The 16733-nt window shown below is 70.3% G+C and carries 17 protein-coding genes; 9 read left to right on the top strand and 8 right to left on the bottom strand.

The features are described 5' to 3' along the window. Positions 1–31: 31 nt before the first annotated feature. The 3 genes from ACWDO5_RS04470 to ACWDO5_RS04460 all read left to right on the top strand — a co-directional run bounded on the left by ACWDO5_RS04470 (position 32) and on the right by ACWDO5_RS04460 (position 3139). Positions 32–1741 (top strand): trypsin-like peptidase domain-containing protein, encoded by a 1710-nt coding sequence (locus ACWDO5_RS04470; protein ID WP_450528278.1) that lies wholly within the window; start codon positions 32–34, stop codon positions 1739–1741. Positions 1742–1880: 139 nt separating this feature from the next. Beyond that, positions 1881–2327 carry a sec-independent translocase gene (locus ACWDO5_RS04465; RefSeq protein WP_450528276.1) on the top strand — a complete coding sequence of 149 codons (447 nt, stop codon included), beginning with the start codon at positions 1881–1883 and terminating at the stop codon, positions 2325–2327. A 119-nt stretch (positions 2328–2446) separates the two neighbouring features. Then, positions 2447–3139 (top strand): hypothetical protein, encoded by a 693-nt coding sequence (locus tag ACWDO5_RS04460; RefSeq protein WP_450528274.1) that lies wholly within the window; start codon positions 2447–2449, stop codon positions 3137–3139. Between the two features lie 135 nt (positions 3140–3274). On the opposite strand, the gene ACWDO5_RS04455 is transcribed toward ACWDO5_RS04460, so the two are convergent. The 3 genes from ACWDO5_RS04455 to ACWDO5_RS04445 are packed head-to-tail and all read right to left on the bottom strand — an operon-like array spanning position 3275 to position 6316. Next, complete coding sequence (locus tag ACWDO5_RS04455) at positions 3275–4408, bottom strand: Mrp/NBP35 family ATP-binding protein (protein ID WP_450528272.1); 1134 nt, start codon at positions 4406–4408, stop codon at positions 3275–3277. A 44-nt stretch (positions 4409–4452) separates the two neighbouring features. After that, positions 4453–4992: a DUF1003 domain-containing protein gene (locus ACWDO5_RS04450; RefSeq protein ID WP_450528387.1), complete on the bottom strand. Its 540-nt coding sequence runs from the start codon at positions 4990–4992 to the stop codon at positions 4453–4455. A gap of 46 nt (positions 4993–5038) precedes the next feature. After that, positions 5039–6316 (bottom strand): magnesium transporter MgtE N-terminal domain-containing protein, encoded by a 1278-nt coding sequence (locus ACWDO5_RS04445; RefSeq protein ID WP_450528270.1) that lies wholly within the window; start codon positions 6314–6316, stop codon positions 5039–5041. 185 nt (positions 6317–6501) lie between these two features. On the opposite strand from ACWDO5_RS04445, the gene ACWDO5_RS04440 reads away from it, so the two are divergent. Then, entirely contained in the window at positions 6502–7269 is a 768-nt protein-coding gene (locus ACWDO5_RS04440; protein ID WP_450528269.1) for a hypothetical protein, read from the top strand. An 82-nt stretch (positions 7270–7351) separates the two neighbouring features. On the opposite strand, the gene ACWDO5_RS04435 is transcribed toward ACWDO5_RS04440, so the two are convergent. Continuing rightward, entirely contained in the window at positions 7352–7864 is a 513-nt protein-coding gene (locus ACWDO5_RS04435) for a hypothetical protein (RefSeq protein ID WP_450528267.1), read from the bottom strand. A 28-nt stretch (positions 7865–7892) separates the two neighbouring features. After that, on the bottom strand, positions 7893–9008 hold the full coding sequence (locus tag ACWDO5_RS04430; protein ID WP_450528265.1) for a magnesium and cobalt transport protein CorA: 1116 nt from the start codon (positions 9006–9008) through the stop codon (positions 7893–7895). A gap of 415 nt (positions 9009–9423) precedes the next feature. Between ACWDO5_RS04430 and ACWDO5_RS04425 the strand changes: the two genes are divergently transcribed. The 4 genes from ACWDO5_RS04425 to ACWDO5_RS04410 all read left to right on the top strand — a co-directional run bounded on the left by ACWDO5_RS04425 (position 9424) and on the right by ACWDO5_RS04410 (position 12491). Then, positions 9424–10020, top strand: a complete 597-nt coding sequence (locus ACWDO5_RS04425; RefSeq protein WP_450528264.1) for a suppressor of fused domain protein — start codon at positions 9424–9426, stop codon at positions 10018–10020. A gap of 235 nt (positions 10021–10255) precedes the next feature. Next, a complete protein-coding gene (locus ACWDO5_RS04420; protein WP_450528263.1) occupies positions 10256–10894 on the top strand; it encodes a DUF6758 family protein in 639 nt (212 codons plus the stop codon). A gap of 82 nt (positions 10895–10976) precedes the next feature. Continuing rightward, positions 10977–11840, top strand: a complete 864-nt coding sequence (locus ACWDO5_RS04415) for a PHP domain-containing protein (RefSeq protein WP_450528261.1) — start codon at positions 10977–10979, stop codon at positions 11838–11840. Between the two features lie 45 nt (positions 11841–11885). Then, positions 11886–12491 (top strand): MarC family protein, encoded by a 606-nt coding sequence (locus ACWDO5_RS04410; protein WP_450528259.1) that lies wholly within the window; start codon positions 11886–11888, stop codon positions 12489–12491. Between the two features lie 83 nt (positions 12492–12574). Here ACWDO5_RS04410 and ACWDO5_RS04405 read toward each other — a convergent pair whose 3' ends face one another. Beyond that, on the bottom strand, positions 12575–12727 hold the full coding sequence (locus ACWDO5_RS04405; protein WP_307661284.1) for a hypothetical protein: 153 nt from the start codon (positions 12725–12727) through the stop codon (positions 12575–12577). 173 nt (positions 12728–12900) lie between these two features. Between ACWDO5_RS04405 and ACWDO5_RS04400 the strand changes: the two genes are divergently transcribed. Continuing rightward, positions 12901–13815 carry an NYN domain-containing protein gene (locus ACWDO5_RS04400; protein ID WP_450528258.1) on the top strand — a complete coding sequence of 305 codons (915 nt, stop codon included), beginning with the start codon at positions 12901–12903 and terminating at the stop codon, positions 13813–13815. Between the two features lie 5 nt (positions 13816–13820). On the opposite strand, the gene ACWDO5_RS04395 is transcribed toward ACWDO5_RS04400, so the two are convergent. Together ACWDO5_RS04395 and ACWDO5_RS04390 are read right to left on the bottom strand one after the other, a co-directional pair. Further along, positions 13821–14678 carry an alpha/beta fold hydrolase gene (locus tag ACWDO5_RS04395; RefSeq protein ID WP_450528256.1) on the bottom strand — a complete coding sequence of 286 codons (858 nt, stop codon included), beginning with the start codon at positions 14676–14678 and terminating at the stop codon, positions 13821–13823. A 289-nt stretch (positions 14679–14967) separates the two neighbouring features. Continuing rightward, positions 14968–16722, bottom strand: a complete 1755-nt coding sequence (locus ACWDO5_RS04390; RefSeq protein ID WP_450528255.1) for a DEAD/DEAH box helicase — start codon at positions 16720–16722, stop codon at positions 14968–14970. Between the last annotated feature and the right edge of the window lie 11 nt (positions 16723–16733).

Here is a 16733-nt window from a genome sequence, read left to right as displayed (position 1 = left end):
TGCGCATTGGCCGGCAGTTTGCGGGGAGAGCATGGACGACGGGAAGCCCACCGGACCGAAGGCGAAGTGGTGGAGCCGGCCCAGCGCGGGACGTGCGACCCTGCCCGAGCCGGCGGCGCAGGAGGCGATGTCGGTGTCGGAGCCTGTGCCGGCGCGTCTGCCGGTTCCGGTGCCCGAGGACGCGACCGTGGCCGCGGACACCGAGGTGACGGCGGAGCTGCTGCCCACGCCGTCACAGGGCAGGCCGCAGCCGCTGCACGAGCCCGACGAGTACAGCACCCCGCCGTACGGCGGACCCGGGCCGTGGGCGCCCGCACCTCCCGTACAGCGACCGATGCCGACTCCGGCGCAGGGCACTCCCGTACCGCCGCAGTACGCCCCGACGCCGAACGGCGCCGCGCCGGCCACCGGCGGCGGGTACGCCCCGCCGCCGGTGCCCCAAGCGTCCCAGCCGCTGCACCCCCACACCCAGCCCCAGCCGCTGCACCCCCACACCCAGCCCCAGCCGCACGTCCACCAGCCCCACATCCAGCCCCGGCCGCCGCAGCCCGCGACCTCCCACTGGCTGCAGTACGACCCCTGGAGCGCGCCCGGTCAGCCGCTGACCCACCCCGGTGAGCCCGCCAGGAAGAAGCGTGGGCGCGGATCGCTGGTGGCCGGGGCGGTCCTTCTGGCGCTCGTCGCAGGCGGCATCGGCGGCGGCATCGGCGCGTACATCGAACGTAACGGCGGCATCACCCAGGTCGAGCTCCCGCAGGCATCCAGGGACAACGGCAACCGCCCGCCCGACAGCGTCGCGGGCATCGCCGCAAGCGCGCTGCCGAGCGTCGTCACGCTCCATGTCAGCGGCGGCGGCGAACAGGGCACCGGCACGGGCTTCGTGCTCGACCAGCAGGGCCACATCCTGACCAACAACCATGTCGTCGATCCGGCAAGCTCGGGCGGCGACATCTCCGTCACCTTCAGCGGCGGCGAGACCGCCAAGGCGACGCTCGTCGGCAAGGACAGCGGCTACGACCTCGCCGTCGTCAAGGTCTCCGGTGTCTCGGGCTTCAAGCCGCTGCCCCTGGGGAACTCCGACAGCGTCCAGGTCGGCGACCCGGTCGTCGCCATCGGCGCACCCTTCGACCTCCAGAACACCGTGACCTCCGGCATCATCAGCGCCAAGGAGCGCCCCATCACCGCAGGCGGCGCGAAGGGCGACGGCAGCGATGTCAGCTACGTCGACGCACTGCAGACCGACGCCCCGATAAACCCCGGCAATTCGGGCGGTCCGCTGGTGGACACCAAGGCCCGGGTCATCGGCATCAACAGCGCGATCCGTGCGGCTGACTCCGGTGCGGGCCCCGAGGGTGGCCAGGCCGGCTCCATCGGACTCGGCTTCGCGATCCCCATCAACCAGGGCAAGCGCGTCGCCGAAGAGCTGATCAACACCGGCAAGGCCACCCACCCGGTGATCGGCGTCAGCCTGGACATGAAGTACACCGGCGACGGCGCACGTGTCGGCGAGAAGGGCAAGGACGGCAGCCCGTCCGTCACTTCGGGCGGCCCTGGTGCCAAGGCGGGGATCAAGCCGGGCGACATCATCACCAAGGTCGACGGCCAGCGGGTGCACAGTGGCGAGGAGCTGATCGTCAAGATCCGCTCGCACCGCCCGGGCGACCGGCTGGAGCTCACCCTGGTCCGCGGCGGCAATGAACGGACGATGACGCTCACGCTCGGCTCCGCGGACGGCACATGACGGACAGCGGAACGCCGACGAGGCCGGTGCCGGCGCCGGCCACCGGAAGGTACCGTGCGGACAGTTCCGCCAGGTACCGTGGATCGGGCCCGGACCCCATCCAACCTTGCGGGCCGCAGAGAACACGAGGAGCAGCAGGGTGTTCAATGACATAGGCGCACTGGAGCTGGTGGCGCTCGTAGTGCTCGCCGTGCTCATCTTCGGCCCGGACAAGCTGCCGAAAGTCATCCAGGACGCCACGCGCTTCATCCGGAAGATCCGAGAGTTCTCCGAGAGCGCGAAGCACGACATCCGCAGCGAACTGGGTCCGGAGTTCAAGGACTTCGAATTCGAGGACCTCAATCCCAAGGCGTTCATCCGCAAGCAGCTGAACGAGAACGAGGACCTGAAGGATCTCAAGGACCTCCGCAGCAGCTTCGACCTCAAGAAGGAGATCAACGAGGTCGCCGACGCGGTGAACGGCAACGAATCCGACACGTCGGTCCCCGCAGCCGTCAACGGCTCGCCGGGCACCCCCGACCTGCTCAAGAAGAGCGAAAAGCCCGTTCAGGACGAGCGCCCGCCCTTCGACGCAGACGCCACCTGAGCGTCTCAATCCCTGCGAGCCGGGACAGGGTGGCTATTCTCTCCATCTGTCCGGAAGTGAGGACGCCCGAGGGGGGCGGGTCCGCTCCGGGCTCGGACACAGAGGAGGCGGCCGGGTAGATGGAGACGACAAGTCGGCTAGGAGCGCAGGACGCGGTCAGCGATCCCGATGCCCCGGATGGGCAGCCCCCGCTCGCGGAGGCACCTGCGGGAACGGCGGCCCAGCGCGCGGTCGACGACTATCGGCGTGCGTCCTTCCCTTGGTACGGGCTGGACGAGGCATTCACGGGCCGGCGCTGGCTGATGCAGGTCGGCACCGCGGCGGACGGCACGGTCCAGCATGGCGCGGTGGGCCACGGCGACGAGCCGTCGATACGGTCGGAGGCAGCCGGCGCCGAGAGGGAGCGTTTCGCCGCGGTCATCACCGTGGCGGCCAGCCCGGTGCGGCGCAGCGGCGACGGCACGGGCGTACTGGACGCCACCACAGTCTCCTCCGCGGCCTGGCTGGCCGGATCGGGGCTGCTGGCCTACACCTGGCCCGCCCAGTTGGACCACTCGCTGCGCGACGACTGGCTGGACCAGCAGACCGAGACCGCGTTCGAGCTGGCCGACGATCTGGCCGGGCCCGCCTGGTCGATGCTCTCGCTGCCGGTCGACGGCGTACCGACGACCTTCCACTACCGCGAGTCGGAGTTCGGCTGGGTGCTGGCGGGCTCGACCCGGGCCGGGGTGCACGTCGGCGCGTACGGGCGTGGGATGAGCGCGTACGGGCTGGGCTTCTCGGCGGTCCAGGACCTCGGCGCGTACGCCTGAGGGGCACCCTGCCGGGGCGTTTCGAGCCGGCCCGCCCCGTCCTCAATCGCCGGACAGGCTCTTTTGGAGCCCGTCCGGCGATTGAGGAGCGGTGCTTGGGGCGGAGCCCCGGGTTGAGCGGAGGCGGCGCAGGCGTCAGAACTTGTTGCGCGGGGTGATTCCCAGCGACATGCCCGACAGACCGCGCTGACGGCCGCCCAGCTTGCCCGCGATGTCCCGCAGCGCCGCGCCCGCCGGTGAGTCCGGGTCGCTCAGGACTACCGGCTTGCCCTCGTCGCCGCCTTCGCGCAGCCGTACGTCAATCGGGATGGAGCCCAGCACCGGCACGTTCGCGCCGGTCGTCTTCGTCAGCCCCTCGGCGACCCGCTGGCCGCCGCCCGAGCCGAAGACGTCGACCATCTCGTCGCAGTGCGGGCACGGCAGACCGGACATGTTCTCGACGACGCCGACGATCTTCTGGTGCGTCTGTACGGCGATGGAGCCGGCCCGCTCGGCGACCTCGGCCGCGGCCTGCTGCGGGGTGGTGACCACCAGGATCTCGGCGTTCGGCACCAGCTGCGCCACCGAGATCGCGATGTCGCCGGTGCCCGGCGGCAGATCGAGCAGCAGTACGTCCAGGTCGCCCCAGTACACGTCCGCGAGGAACTGCTGGAGCGCGCGGTGCAGCATCGGCCCGCGCCAGACCACCGGGGAGTTGCCCGGGGTGAACATGCCGATGGAGATCACGCTCACGCCGTGCGCGGACGGCGGCATGATCATGTTCTCGACCTGGGTGGGACGGCCGTCCACGCCCAGCATCCGCGGCACGCTGTGCCCGTAGATATCGGCATCGACGACGCCGACCTTCAGCCCGTCGGCCGCCATTGCCGCCGCCAGGTTCACGGTGACGGAGGACTTGCCGACGCCGCCCTTGCCGGAGGCGACCGCGTACACGCGGGTCAGCGAGCCGGGCTTGGCGAAGGGCACCTCGCGCTCGGCGGTCCCGCCGCGCAGCGAGCTCGCGAGGTTCTGGCGCTGCTCGTCGCTCATCACGTCCAGCGTGACGTCGACGCGCGTGACGCCCTCGACGCGCGCGACCGCGTCGGTCACGTTCTTGGTGATCGTCTCGCGCATCGGGCAGCCGGAGACGGTGAGATACACCGTGACGGCGACCGCACCGTCCGCGCCGATCCCGACCGACTTGACCATGCCGAGCTCGGTGATGGGTTTGTGGATCTCGGGGTCGTTCACCGTCGCCAGCGCTTCAAGCACCGCGTCTTCCGTAGCCATACGGACGATGGTACGGCGCTGGCACCCGCCCCCGCTAAGGGCGGTCAGCGGTCGCCTTCATCACTCCTGCGGGAGGTGTCGTGCGGGAGTGGACGCCGCTCGTCCATCTCCTTCATCAGATCCTGGAACTCGGAGCGGATCCAGTCCCGGGTGGCGACCTCGCCGAGACCCATCCGCAGCGCCGCGATCTCGCGGGTCAGGTACTCCGTGTCCGCGATGGAGCGCTCGTTCTGCTTGCGGTCCTGCTCCTGCGTGACCCGGTCCCGGTCGGCCTGCCGGTTCTGGGCCAGAAGGATCAGCGGGGCGGCGTACGAGGCCTGGAGCGACAGCATCAGCGTCAGAAAGATGAACGGGTACTCGTCGAAACGCAGATCCCTGGGTGCGGTGACGTTCCAGACGACCCACAGGATGATGGTCAGCGTCATCCAGACAAGGAACCGTCCGGTCCCCAGGAAGCGGGCGATCCGTTCCGAGAAGCGGCCGAAGGCCTCGGGGTCGTATTCCGGCAGCAGGCTGCGCCGCGGCGCGCGCGGCTGGTCGAGCCGGGCCCGGTGACGAGGCGCGGCGCTCGCCCCGGACGGCATGCGCTCCTTCGGATCGCCGCGTTCGGTCAGTCCGTACTCGCTGCCGCTACCCATGGGCGGACTCCTCGCGGAGGGTCTCCTCGAAGTCCGTCTCCCGCCAGTCCTCCGGCAGCAGATGGTCGAGTACGTCGTCGACGGTCACCGCCCCCAGCAGCGAACCGCCCTCGTCCACGACCGGCGCCGCGACCATGTTGTACGCCGCGAGATAGCTGGTGACCGCCGACAGCGGGGTGTTCGGCGAGAGCGGCGGCAGATCGGTGTCCACGATCGAGCTGACCAGCGTGAACGGCGGGTCCCGCAGCAGCCGCTGGAAGTGCACCGTGCCCAGGTACTTGCCGGTCGGCGTCTCGTCCGGCGGCCGGCACACGTACACCTGCGCGGCGAGCGCGGGAGAGAGGTCCCGTTGGCGTACGCGTGCCAGCGCGTCCGCGACCGTCGAGTCCGGCCGCAGCACGATCGGCTCGGTGGTCATCAGACCGCCCGCCGTCCGCTCCTCGTACGACAGCAGCCTGCGCACATCGGCGGCCTCGTCCGGCCGCATCAGCGCCAGCAACCGCTCCTTCTCCTCCTCGGGCAGCTCGGAGAGCAGGTCGGCCGCGTCGTCCGGGTCCATCGCCTCCAGGACGTCTGCCGCCCGCTCCTCCTTGAGCTTGCCGAGGATCTCGACCTGGTCGTCGTCAGGCAGCTCTTCCATTACGTCCGCGAGCCGGTCGTCGTCGAGGGCCGCGGCGACCTCGGCGCGCCGCTTGGGGGAGAGGTGGTGCAGCACATTGGCGAGGTCGGCGGCGCGCAGCTGCTCGAAGGTCGCCAGCAGGCTCTCGGCGCCCTGTCCGTGCTCCTCCAGCGAGAAGCCGGTGACCGCGGACCACTCGACGGTCAGCGTCTCGCCCTTGCGGCGCAGCGCCCCGGGCTTGCCCTTGCGCACGAAGACCTTGTCGATCTCCCAGTCGCGGCGGGCCGGCAGCTGCTGGATCGAGACGTCGAGCACGGTGACCTCCTCGCCGGTGTCCACGAGCTGTACCCGCCGGTCGAGCAGTTCGCCGAGCACCAGCCGCTCGGTGGGGCGCTGTTCGAAGCGGCGCATGTTGAGCACGCCGGTGGTGATGACCTGGCCCGACTCCACCCCGGTCACCCGCGTCATGGGCAGAAAGATCCGGCGGCGGCTGAGCACCTCGACAACCATGCCGAGCAGCCGCGGCGGGCGGCGGCCGACGCGCAACATCGCGACCAGGTCGCGGAGGCGTCCCACCTGGTCTCCCTGGGGGTCGAAGACAGGCACACCGGCGAGGTGGGAGACAAAGATCCGGGGGGCGCCTGCGGGCATGATCCGCGCCTCCTATTCGCCGGGACATCTGCCAGGAAATGCCTGTGTTTGAGGGCTTCAGGCTAGCCCGTACCCTTCTGGGCCGCCCTGGCTGGCGTCCGTACGGCTCCCTGCGGAGCGGTGCCCTCCGCCCAGGTACGCTGCGGTCTGCCACCAACTACACGCAGATGAGAGGCAGTGCGCTTGTGACTCCCCTCCCTCCGGCTTCCCGGGCTCGCCGGGCCGCGCTCCACCTGGCGCTGTGTGCCGGGCTGACCGCGGCGCTCACGGCATGCGGCAGTGAGGATCCGGACGCGGGGACCAATGGTGTCGGCAAGCTCTCCGCCGCCGAGATCGAGACGAAGGCACGCGCGGCGGCGGCCGCGGCGGCGTCGGTACGCCTCTCCGGGACGCTGGTCAGCAAGGGCGGCACGTACAAGCTGAACATGCGCCTCAAGCACGACGGCGGCACCGGTTCCGTCACCTCGAAGGACAACACCTTCGAACTGCTGCGGGTCGGGAAGTCGCTCTATCTGAAGGCCGACGCCGGTTTCTGGAGTGGTGCGGGGGGCAAGGGCGAGGCGAAGCCGAGCGAGACGGACTCGGAGGCGGCGGGCAAACTTGGCGACAAGTATGTGAAGGTGCCGGAGGGGGACCCGGCGTACAACCAGTTCCGCGGCTTCACGGACATGGATGTGCTGCTGGAGGGGCTGCTCGGCATGCAGGGCGAGCTCAGCAAGGGCAATCGCACGCAGGTGGGCGGCGTCCGCACGATCAAGGTCATGGCGGGCGAGGGCGCGGGCGGCACGCTCGACGTCTCGCTCGAGGGCAAGCCGTACCCGCTCCAGCTCGCGAGGGCGGGCGGCGCGGGGGTGCTGACGCTGGGGGACTGGGGCAAGGACTTCGCGCTGGCGGCGCCGGCGAAGGACGAAACGGTCGACTACGGCCGCCAGTTGCCGAAGACCAGCGACTAGCTGTTCCCGCCCCCGGACCCTGGTACTCAGTCTCCTCAGGACGAGTCTGGGGGGAGAATGAGGGCAAAGCCCCGTCCGGGGGCTACCCGCGCTTCTTCTTGCGGCGCAGGAGCAGGCGCGGCAGCGCCGCCGGCACAGGCCGCCGCGTCGTCGCTGTCGTCGGCAGGGGGGCGGCCGCCCCCGAGCCCTCCGGCATCTCCCGGATCGCGTCCTTCGGCTCCAGCCGCAGCACCCGGCACTCCCGTGCCCATCGCTCCGTCATCTGCTCCGCGTCCGGCGCGTTCAGGCGCTTGCCCTTCAGTTCCGCGACGGCCGACTCCCACGCCTCGGAGTGCGGCTCCAGCTCGCTCACCGCCGCCGTCCAGGCGATCAGCCGGCCGCCCTTGTCCTTGCTGCGTACGGTGACCTCCGCCATACCGCCGTTCACGAGCTGTGGCAGCGGCTGCTCGCCGGGGCCGTCGCCGATGATGTGTGCCGCGCCCTCGTGCCACACGTGCCACAGGGCCCTCGCGGGTCCCTCGCCGCGCACCCAGATGAGGCCGGACTTCTTGGTGGCCTCCTCGATGAGGGCCTGGCCGAGCAGCATGTCTGTCATGCCTGCAGCTTAACGACAGCCCCCAGGGCTACAGCCAGCCGTTGCGCTTGAGGGTGCGGTGGATCGCGAGGCAGACGCCGATGATGCCGGTGAGCACCATCGGGTAGCCGTACTTCCAGTGCAGCTCCGGCATGTGGTCGAAGTTCATGCCGTACACCCCGCAGACCGCCGTCGGCACGGCGATGATCGCCGCCCAGGACGTGATCTTGCGCATGTCCTCGTTCTGCGCGACCGTCGCCTGCGCCAGATTGGCCTGGAGGATCGAGTTCAGCAGCTCGTCGAAGCCGATGACCTGCTCCTGCACCCGGGCGAGGTGGTCGGCGACATCGCGGAAGTACTTCTGGATGTCGGGGTCGACCAGCCGCATCGGCCGCTCGCTCAGCAGCTGCATCGGCCGCAGCAGCGGCGACACGGCTCGCTTGAACTCCAGTACCTCACGCTTGAGCTGGTAGATCCGCCCCGCGTCGCTGCCGCGCGGGCTGCCTTTCGCGGGCGCGGAGAAGACATCGATCTCGACCTCGTCGATGTCGTCCTGCACGGCCGCCGCCACCGCGATGTACCCGTCGACGACGTGGTCGGCGATGGCGTGGAGTACGGCCGAAGGCCCCTTGGCGAGTAGCTCGGCGTCCTTCTGCAGCCCGTGCCGCAGAGCCCGCAGCGAGCCCTTGCCGCCGTGCCGCACCGTGATGACGAAGTCCCGGCCGGTGAAGCACATCACCTCGCCGGTCTCGACGACCTCGCTCGTCGCGGTGAGCTCGGCGTGCTCGACGTAGTGGATCGTCTTGAAGACGGTGAAGAGCGTGTCGTCGTACCGCTCCAGCTTGGGCCGCTGATGGGCGTGGACCGCGTCCTCGACGGCCAGCGGGTGCAGCCCGAACTCCGCTGCGATACCGGCGAATTCGGCTTCCGTAGGCTCGTGCAGCCCGATCCACGCGAAGCCGCCGCCCTCCCGCACCCGCAGCATCGCCTCGTGCGGCGTCTGGCAGGTCGCGCTCTCCATCCGCTTTCCGTCGCGGTAGACCGCGCAGTCGACGACCGCGCTGGAGGCGGACGGGTCGCGGGTGGCGTCGTACGTGCTGTAGGGGGCGTTGCTCTTGCGCAGGGACGGACGGACCGCTTCACGCAGGTCACGGATCATCGACATGGCAGGCTCCTTCACGGAGAGGCCGTCGGTACGAGTGGCGTGGCACAGCCCGGAATGGGGACGTGATGCGTACGTCCGCAAAGCGGGCGGCACCGCGGGATCGCGGTGACGGCGTTCGCTACAGACAGGCAAAAACGAAGTGCTCTTCCGTCGTGCGAAATGCCATGGGCCCCGTGCGGGAAGGCCTCAGATCACAGAGGAAAGGTGCCGTGCGGAAGAGCGGTTGGTACTGACCGGTCGACTTCGATCCACCGCAGCCCCACCTCCTCCAGCCGGTCCCCCGTAGGGGATGACGTGTCGTCGGGACTCGAGAGCAACGCTTCTGCGTGCTGTCCCGACCAGCGGCCAAGACTATCAGCCGACTGAGGGCCAATCCCTTCGTTTGCCCGTTCCATACGCCATTTATGCTCGCGACATGGAAGATGTTCTTGCGCTGGTCGAGGCCCGGCTGCGTACGGCACTGGGCGAACCGGACGCGCGGGCCGCGGTGACCTTCCTCGGTACGGACCGTATCGAGGTGCTCCGGTTCCTTGACCGGGGCGGCGACGGGGACATCGTGCGGTACGCCACTCTCGGCATGTCCGCCCACCCGATGACGGACCCCACCGCGGCCCTTGCCGACCCCGTGAAGGGACCGCGCGCGGAGCTGGTGCTGTCCGTACGGGCCGGGCTCGCCGACACCGACAAGGTGCTGCGTCCGCTCGCCGTACTGGCCGCGTCCCCGCAGGTCGAGGGCGTGGTCGTGGCGCCAGGCGCCTCGCTGGACGTCGGCGGTCCGCTGTGGCCGGCCGCGCCGTTCAGCTCGGTGCTTGTCGCCGAGCCCGGCGGGTTGGTGGAGGACCTGGAGCTGGACGGGGCCATGGACGCGGTGCGCTTTCTGCCGCTGCTGCCGATGACGTCGAACGAGGCGGCCTGGAAGCGGGTGCACGGCGCGCAGGAGCTCCAGGAGCGGTGGCTGACGCACGGCACGGACTTGCGCGATCCGCTGCGCAGGTCCGTAACTCTCGACTGATTTCAGGCCAGTTGGTGAAGACCGTCACACTGTCCTCGGCCGCGTGGACGGGCTGGAGCTCCGGCGCTTCCCACGTCGGCCACCGGCTGCTTCTCCGCCGAATGAGTGCGATAGGCAAACTATGAGTTAGGCGCTCTAATTATTGTACGGTACATTTAATTTTGCCTGTGAGAGCACGCGCCGGACGGGTGATCGTCCTTGACGCGACGACGGCCGGGGAGGACCGTTGGAGGCTATGAGGGGCGAACCCAGTTGCCCGAAGTGCGGTGGCCGGGTCAGGGCGCCCGGTCTCTTTGCCGACTCCTGGCAGTGCGATGTGCACGGTGCGGTGCACCCAATGCAGCCGGTGATCCCGCCCAGTGTCGAGGCCCTCGGTGTAGTCGTGCACCGCGCGAAAGTCCCTGTCTGGATGCCCTGGCCGCTGCCCGTCGGCTGGCTCTTCACCGGTGTCGCCTATGCGGGGGACGACCGAAGTGGCGGCCGCGCGACCGCAGTTGCCTGCTCGGGGCCCGGCCCGCTCGGAGGCATGGGCGAACTGCTGCTGATCGCCGAGGAACTGGGCGTCGGCCTCGGTGCGCGTTACGCGGGGACGGACGGACCCGATCCCGGCCCGCACATCTGCGTCGACCAGGCGCCGCAGACCAAGGTGCTCGCCGCGGGACGCCCCACCCCGCTGTGGCATGTCAGCGACGCCCCCGCCGACCGCGCCGTCTTCGCGGGCGAGGCGCGCGGGCTGTGGCTGTGGGCAATCGTCTGGCCGGAGCAGTCAGGGTTGTTGATGTACGACGAGCTGGTGCTGACGGATCTGCGGGATGCGGGCGCAGAGGTGGAACTGCTGCCCTGCGGGGCGCTGTCGCCCCGCCTGCTGGGCTGAACCGGGCTGAAACGGCGCTGTTCGAATCCCCGATACACTGGACCGTCCCCTTGTCCGTCTGCCGTCTCTGGAGTCACGCGTCGTGCGCATCGATCTGCACACCCACTCCACGGCTTCGGACGGTACGGACACCCCCGTCGAGCTGGTGCTGGGCGCCGCCGCGGCCGGACTGGACGTCGTAGCGCTGACCGACCACGACACCACCCGCGGCCACGCCGAGGCGATCGCCGCGCTTCCCGAGGGCGTGACCCTGGTCACGGGCGCCGAGCTCTCCTGCCGTCTCGACGGAGTGAGCCTGCATCTGCTGGCGTATCTCTTCGACGCGGACGAGCCGGAGCTGCTGCGCGAGCGCGAGCTCGTACGGGACGACCGGGTGCCGCGCGCGCAGGCGATGGTGGCCAGGCTCCAGGAACTGGGCGTCCCGATCGAGTGGGCCCAGGTCGCCCGTATCGCCGGGGAGGGGTCGGTCGGCCGACCGCACATCGCGACCGCCCTCGTCGAGCTCGGCGTCGTGCCCACGGTCTCGGACGCCTTCACGCCCCAGTGGATCGCCGACGGCGGCCGTGCGCACATCACCAAGCACGAGCTCGACCCATTCAAGGCGATCCGCCTGGTCAAGGCCGCAGGCGGGGTCACCGTCTTCGCGCACCCGCTCGCCGTCAAGCGCGGCAATACGGTGCCCGAGGCCGCCATCGCCGATCTCGCCGCGTACGGCCTCGACGGCATTGAGGTCGACCACATGGACCACGACGAGGCGACCCGGGCCCATCTGCGCGTCCTCGCCGCCGACCTCGGGCTGCTGCCCACTGGATCCAGCGACTACCACGGCAGCCGCAAGACCTGCCGGCTCGGCGACTACACCACCGACCCGGAGATCTACGGCGAGATCACGCGGCGCGCGACCGGCGCCTTCCCGGTGCCGGGCACGGGCGGACGCCGCGCCTGACCCCCGCCCTTCTCTGTTCGACCCTCTTCCAGCTAGGCCTTCACTGTGTTCGACGCTGCCGTTTTCGGCTCCCTCTTCCTCACCCTTTTTGTGATCATGGATCCCCCCGGGATCACCCCGATCTTCCTTGCCCTGACCTCCGGGCGGTCCGCCAAGGTGCAGCGCCGGATGGCCTGGCAGGCGGTGGCCGTCGCCTTCGGCGTTATCACCGTCTTCGGCATTCTGGGCCAGCAGATCCTGGACTACCTGCATGTCTCCGTACCTGCGCTGATGATCGCGGGCGGTCTGCTTCTGCTGCTCATCGCGCTCGACCTGCTGACCGGCAAGACGGACGAGCCCAAGCAGACGAAGGACGTCAACGTCGCGCTCGTACCGCTCGGCATGCCGCTGCTCGCCGGGCCCGGCGCGATCGTCTCGGTGATCCTGGCCGTGCAGCACGCGGACGGCGCGTCCCAGCAGATCTCGGTCTGGGCGGCGATCGTCGCGATGCACGTCGTGCTCTGGCTGACCATGCGCTACTCGCTGCTGATCATCCGGCTGATCAAGGACGGCGGTGTGGTGCTGGTGACCCGGCTCGCGGGCATGATGCTCTCCGCGATCGCCGTGCAGCAGATCATCAACGGCGTCACCCAGGTCATCCAGGGGGCCTGAGCTCGATGTGCCGAACGCACTGCGCCCCCCTACGGATAATCCGTAGGGGGGCGCAGTGCGTCACATCACTACGTCGTCAGGCGTTACGAAGCCATGGATTCGGCCGGTCGGATATAGATGCGCTGGCCGGTCGAGGCGGCCTGCTGCACGATCCGGTTGACGGAGGCGGCGTCTACGACAGTGCTGTCCACGGCAGTGCCGTCGACGTCGTCCAGTCGCATGATCTCGAAGCGCATGGCTTCTCCCTTCGTCTGATCCTCCTGTTGGAGAACTGATGGCGACGGTTGTCCGTCTGTGTTCTGCACGTCTTCAACGGGATGCACCCTGCAAACATTCCCTACGCTAAGGAAATTTTTTGGATGCCTAACTACTGGCAGGCTGTGGCGTGGCCACGGAGAATGAGCACCGTATGAATGAGCACCGTATGGACGACGCAGAGATCAATGAGATCGGCGCCCGCCTGGAGCGCACCAACGAGCTGCTCCATCGCATGCTCGCCGAGGTCGCCAAGACCCCTTCCACGCACGCCATCTTCGTGGATGCGGGTTACGTCTACGCTGCGGCCGGGTTGCTTGTCGCGGGCACCGAGGACCGGCGCTCCTTCGACCTGGATGCGGAAGGGCTGATCGAGGCCTTCATCGACAAGGCACGCACGATCTTCGCGGACAGCAGGCTGCTGCGGGTGTACTGGTACGACGGCGCCCGGCGCCGTATCCACACCCCCGAGCAGCAGTCCGTCGCCGAGCTGCCGGACGTCAAGGTGCGCCTGGGCAACCTCAACGCGAACAACCAGCAGAAGGGCGTCGACTCACTCATCCGTACGGACCTGGAGTCACTCGCCCGGCACCGCGCGATCAGCGACGCGGCGCTGGTGGGCGGCGACGAGGACCTGGTCTCGGCGGTCGAGGCGGCGCAGGGGTACGGCGCGCGGGTCCATCTGTGGGGCATCGAGGCGGCGGAAGGGCGCAATCAGGCGGAGCCGCTGCTGTGGGAGGTCGACAGCCAGCGGACGTTCGACCTGGATTTCTGCCGGCCCTACATCACGCGCCGCCCGGTCACTACGTACGAGAACGAGGGTGCGCCGCCGCCGTCGCGGGACGAGGTGCGCTTCGTGGGGGCGCAGATCGCGGCGACGTGGCTGGGGGAGCGGGGGCGGGAGGCGATGGTGGAGCTGCTGCCGGGCCATCCGTATCTGCCGGGTCCGGTGGACCAGGACCTGCTGATCGAGGCGGAGAGGCTGCTGCAGCGATCACTGCGCGGGCATGCGGTGCTGAGGCGGGCGCTGCGGGACGGGTTCTGGCAGCACCTGCAGGCCCAGTTCTGACTCGTTCAGTGCTGATCCCAGAACGCGGCAATGGCGGTGGCGGTCTCGCGGGGACGGTCGGTGTTCGGTGAGTGCTCGGCTCCGGCGACCAGGGTCCGGTGGGCGTCCAGCCGCCGCGCCATCGCGTCGAGCAGCGGCACCGGCCAGGTGTCGTCCCGCTCGCCGGACACCACATGCTTGGGCAACGGCTGTACGGCGGCGAGTTCGTCGACCCGGTCCGGCTCCACGGTCAACTGGCGGCCGGTGGCGATCAGCTGGGCGGGGTTGTGGCGCAGCCAGCGGCGACGGAGGTCCTCGCCGTTGCCGGGGTCGATGTCGGCGTCCTCGGGCGGGTCGAGCGCCTTCATGGCCTCCCAGACCTGATCCATCGTCATGACCGAGAGCGCGTCGCTGAGCAGCTTGACCTTCTGCTGCTGGGCTGGGGAGATCTGGGCGGGCCCGGAGGACACGAGGGTGAGCGTGCGGAAGGGGGCGGGGTCGATGAGGACGGCGGCGCGGGCGATCTGCCCGCCGAGGGAGTGCCCGACGAGGTGCACGGACCCGCCGATCGCCTCGGCCTGCGCCAGCACGTCGCGGGCCAACTCGTCTTGGGCGTAAGCCTGTTGGTCGTCCGGCCCCGCGGTCTCGTACTGCCCGCGCCCGTCGACGGCGACGGCGCGGTAGCCGGCCTCGGCGAGGGGCTGCAGCAGGGCGATGAAGTCCTCCTTGCTCCCGGTGAACCCGGGCAGGAGAAGGGCGGTGCGGTTGCCGGCGCGACGGCCGGGGTCGGGCTGCGCATCGAGCACGGCGAAGGTGCCGCGGGGGGTGTGGAGGTCGCGGGGGCGGGCGGAGGGGGGCGGGGTGAAGGTGGGCGGGCGACTCATGCGACGAGGCTAACGGGGGCGGGGCTTTCCCCCACCCCGCCCCTTCCCGCTGTGTCAATTTGCGGCTCCGCCGCGTGGTGGGGGCAGGGCAGGCCCCGGGCCCCGGTACGCCCTTCGGGCAGGTCCTCAATCTCCCCCAGACTTCGTCCGGGCCCCCAACGGGCTGAAGACAGCCCCGCCGGCGTTTGAGGCGCGGGGTCTGGGCCGGAGCCCCGGTTCGGGAAGGGGCGGGGTGGGGAAAGCCAATGGCCCGGTCCCCGTTGCGGGGGCCGGGCCATTTTGGGGCCGGTCAGCTCTCGGGCTGGGTCGCCTTCACCGTGCGGGTGCGGCGGCGCGGCTTCGTCTCGGGCTCGGTCGTTTCGACGGCTGCCTCGACGGGCTTGGCGGCCCGTGCACGGCGGCGCGGCTTCGCCTCCGGCTCGGTCGTTTCGACGACCGCCTCGACGGCGGGCTTGGCGGCGCGGGTGCGGCGGCGCGGCTTCGTCGCGGCCTCCGTCTCGACCGTGACCTCGGCCTCGACCGTGGCCACCGCGTCGACCGGGTCCGCGACCTTCACCGTGCGCGTGCGGCGGCGCGGCTTTGTCGCGGCCTCCGTCTCGACCGTGACCTCGGCCTCGACCAACTCCACCGTCTCCACCGTGGCCGGCGCTCCCACGCGCGTGCGGCGACGGCGGCGCGGGGTGCGCGGCTCAGCCGGGGCGTCGGGTGCGTCCGTCGCGTCCGGCGTCACCGTGGGCTCCGGGGCGTCGGACGTGGAGCCGCTTCGCGTCCGGCGGCGCTGCCGCGGGGTGCGGGGTGCGCGCTCTTCCCGCGCCGGGCCGGCGGACGGCGACGACTTGCGGCCGCGGCCGCCCGTCTCGCCGAGGTCCTCGACCTCCTCCGCCGCCAGTCCCGCGCGGGTGCGCTCCGCCCGCGGCAGAACGCCCTTCGTGCCGGCCGGGATGCCCAGCTCCTCGAACAGGTGCGGCGACGTGGAGTACGTCTCGACCGGGTCGCTGAAGCCGAGGTCCAGCGCCTTGTTGATCAGCTGCCACCGCGGGATGTCGTCCCAGTCCACCAGGGTCACGGCCGTACCGGACGCGCCCGCCCGGCCCGTACGGCCGACGCGGTGGAGGTATGTCTTCTCGTCCTCGGGGGACTGGTAGTTGATGACGTGCGTCACGCCCTCGACGTCGATGCCGCGCGCCGCGACATCGGTGCAGACGAGGACGTCCACCTTGCCGTTGCGGAAGGCCCGCAGCGCCTGCTCGCGCGCGCCCTGGCCCAGGTCGCCGTGGACCGCGCCGGAGGCGAAGCCGCGACGTGCGAGCTGCTCGGCGATGTCCGCCGCCGTCCGCTTCGTACGGCAGAAGATCATCGCGAGCCCGCGGCCGTCGGCCTGCAGGATCCGGGAGACCATCTCCGGCTTGTCCATGGAGTGCGCGCGGTACACGCGCTGCGTGATGTTCGCGACGGTCGCGCCCTCGTCGTCCGGCGCGGTCGCGCGGATGTGCGTGGGCTGCGACATGTACCGGCGGGCGAGGCCGATGACCGCACCCGGCATGGTCGCCGAGAACAGCATCGTCTGGCGCTTGGCCGGAAGCATGTTGATGATCTTCTCGACGTCGGGCAGGAAGCCCAGGTCGAGCATCTCGTCGGCCTCGTCGAGGACGAGCCCGCGCACATGCGAGAGGTCGAGCTTGCGCTGGCCGGCCAGGTCGAGCAGGCGGCCCGGGGTGCCGACGATCACGTCGACGCCCTTGCGGAGCGCCTCGACCTGCGGTTCGTACGCACGGCCGCCGTAGATCGCGAGCACGCGGACGTTACGGACCTTGCCGGCGGTCAGCAGGTCATTGGTGACCTGCTGGCACAGCTCACGGGTCGGGACGACCACTAGCGCCTGCGGGGCGTCGGTCAGCTGCTCGGGCTTCGCCCGGCCCGCCTCGACGTCCGCGGGGACGGTGACACGCTCCAGCAGCGGCAGGCCGAAACCGAGCGTCTTGCCGGTGCCGGTCTTGGCCTGGCCGATGACATCGGTGCCGGAGAGCGCGACGGGGAGCGTCATCTCCTGGATGG

The sequence above is a fragment of the Streptomyces sp. NPDC000880 genome (assembly GCF_053599675.1).
Note: the sequence above shows the minus strand (reverse complement) of the source record. Positions and strands in the feature narration are given on the sequence as shown.

Excerpts from the sequence above, each read along its gene's own strand:
- ACWDO5_RS04470 (WP_450528278.1), top strand. The coding sequence starts at position 32 with ATGGACGACGGGAAGCCCACCGGACCGAAGGCGAAGTGGTGGAGCCGG.
- ACWDO5_RS04460 (WP_450528274.1), top strand. The coding sequence starts at position 2,447 with ATGGAGACGACAAGTCGGCTAGGAGCGCAGGACGCGGTCAGCGATCCC.
- ACWDO5_RS04455 (WP_450528272.1), bottom strand. The coding sequence starts at position 4,408 with ATGGCTACGGAAGACGCGGTGCTTGAAGCGCTGGCGACGGTGAACGAC.
- ACWDO5_RS04450 (WP_450528387.1), bottom strand. The coding sequence starts at position 4,992 with ATGCCGTCCGGGGCGAGCGCCGCGCCTCGTCACCGGGCCCGGCTCGAC.
- ACWDO5_RS04445 (WP_450528270.1), bottom strand. The coding sequence starts at position 6,316 with ATGCCCGCAGGCGCCCCCCGGATCTTTGTCTCCCACCTCGCCGGTGTG.
- ACWDO5_RS04435 (WP_450528267.1), bottom strand. The coding sequence starts at position 7,864 with ATGACAGACATGCTGCTCGGCCAGGCCCTCATCGAGGAGGCCACCAAG.
- ACWDO5_RS04430 (WP_450528265.1), bottom strand. The coding sequence starts at position 9,008 with ATGTCGATGATCCGTGACCTGCGTGAAGCGGTCCGTCCGTCCCTGCGC.
- ACWDO5_RS04425 (WP_450528264.1), top strand. The coding sequence starts at position 9,424 with ATGGAAGATGTTCTTGCGCTGGTCGAGGCCCGGCTGCGTACGGCACTG.
- ACWDO5_RS04420 (WP_450528263.1), top strand. The coding sequence starts at position 10,256 with ATGAGGGGCGAACCCAGTTGCCCGAAGTGCGGTGGCCGGGTCAGGGCG.
- ACWDO5_RS04405 (WP_307661284.1), bottom strand. The coding sequence starts at position 12,727 with ATGCGCTTCGAGATCATGCGACTGGACGACGTCGACGGCACTGCCGTG.
- ACWDO5_RS04400 (WP_450528258.1), top strand. The coding sequence starts at position 12,901 with ATGAATGAGCACCGTATGGACGACGCAGAGATCAATGAGATCGGCGCC.
- ACWDO5_RS04395 (WP_450528256.1), bottom strand. The coding sequence starts at position 14,678 with ATGAGTCGCCCGCCCACCTTCACCCCGCCCCCCTCCGCCCGCCCCCGC.
- ACWDO5_RS04390 (WP_450528255.1), bottom strand. The coding sequence starts at position 16,722 with ATGACGCTCCCCGTCGCGCTCTCCGGCACCGATGTCATCGGCCAGGCC.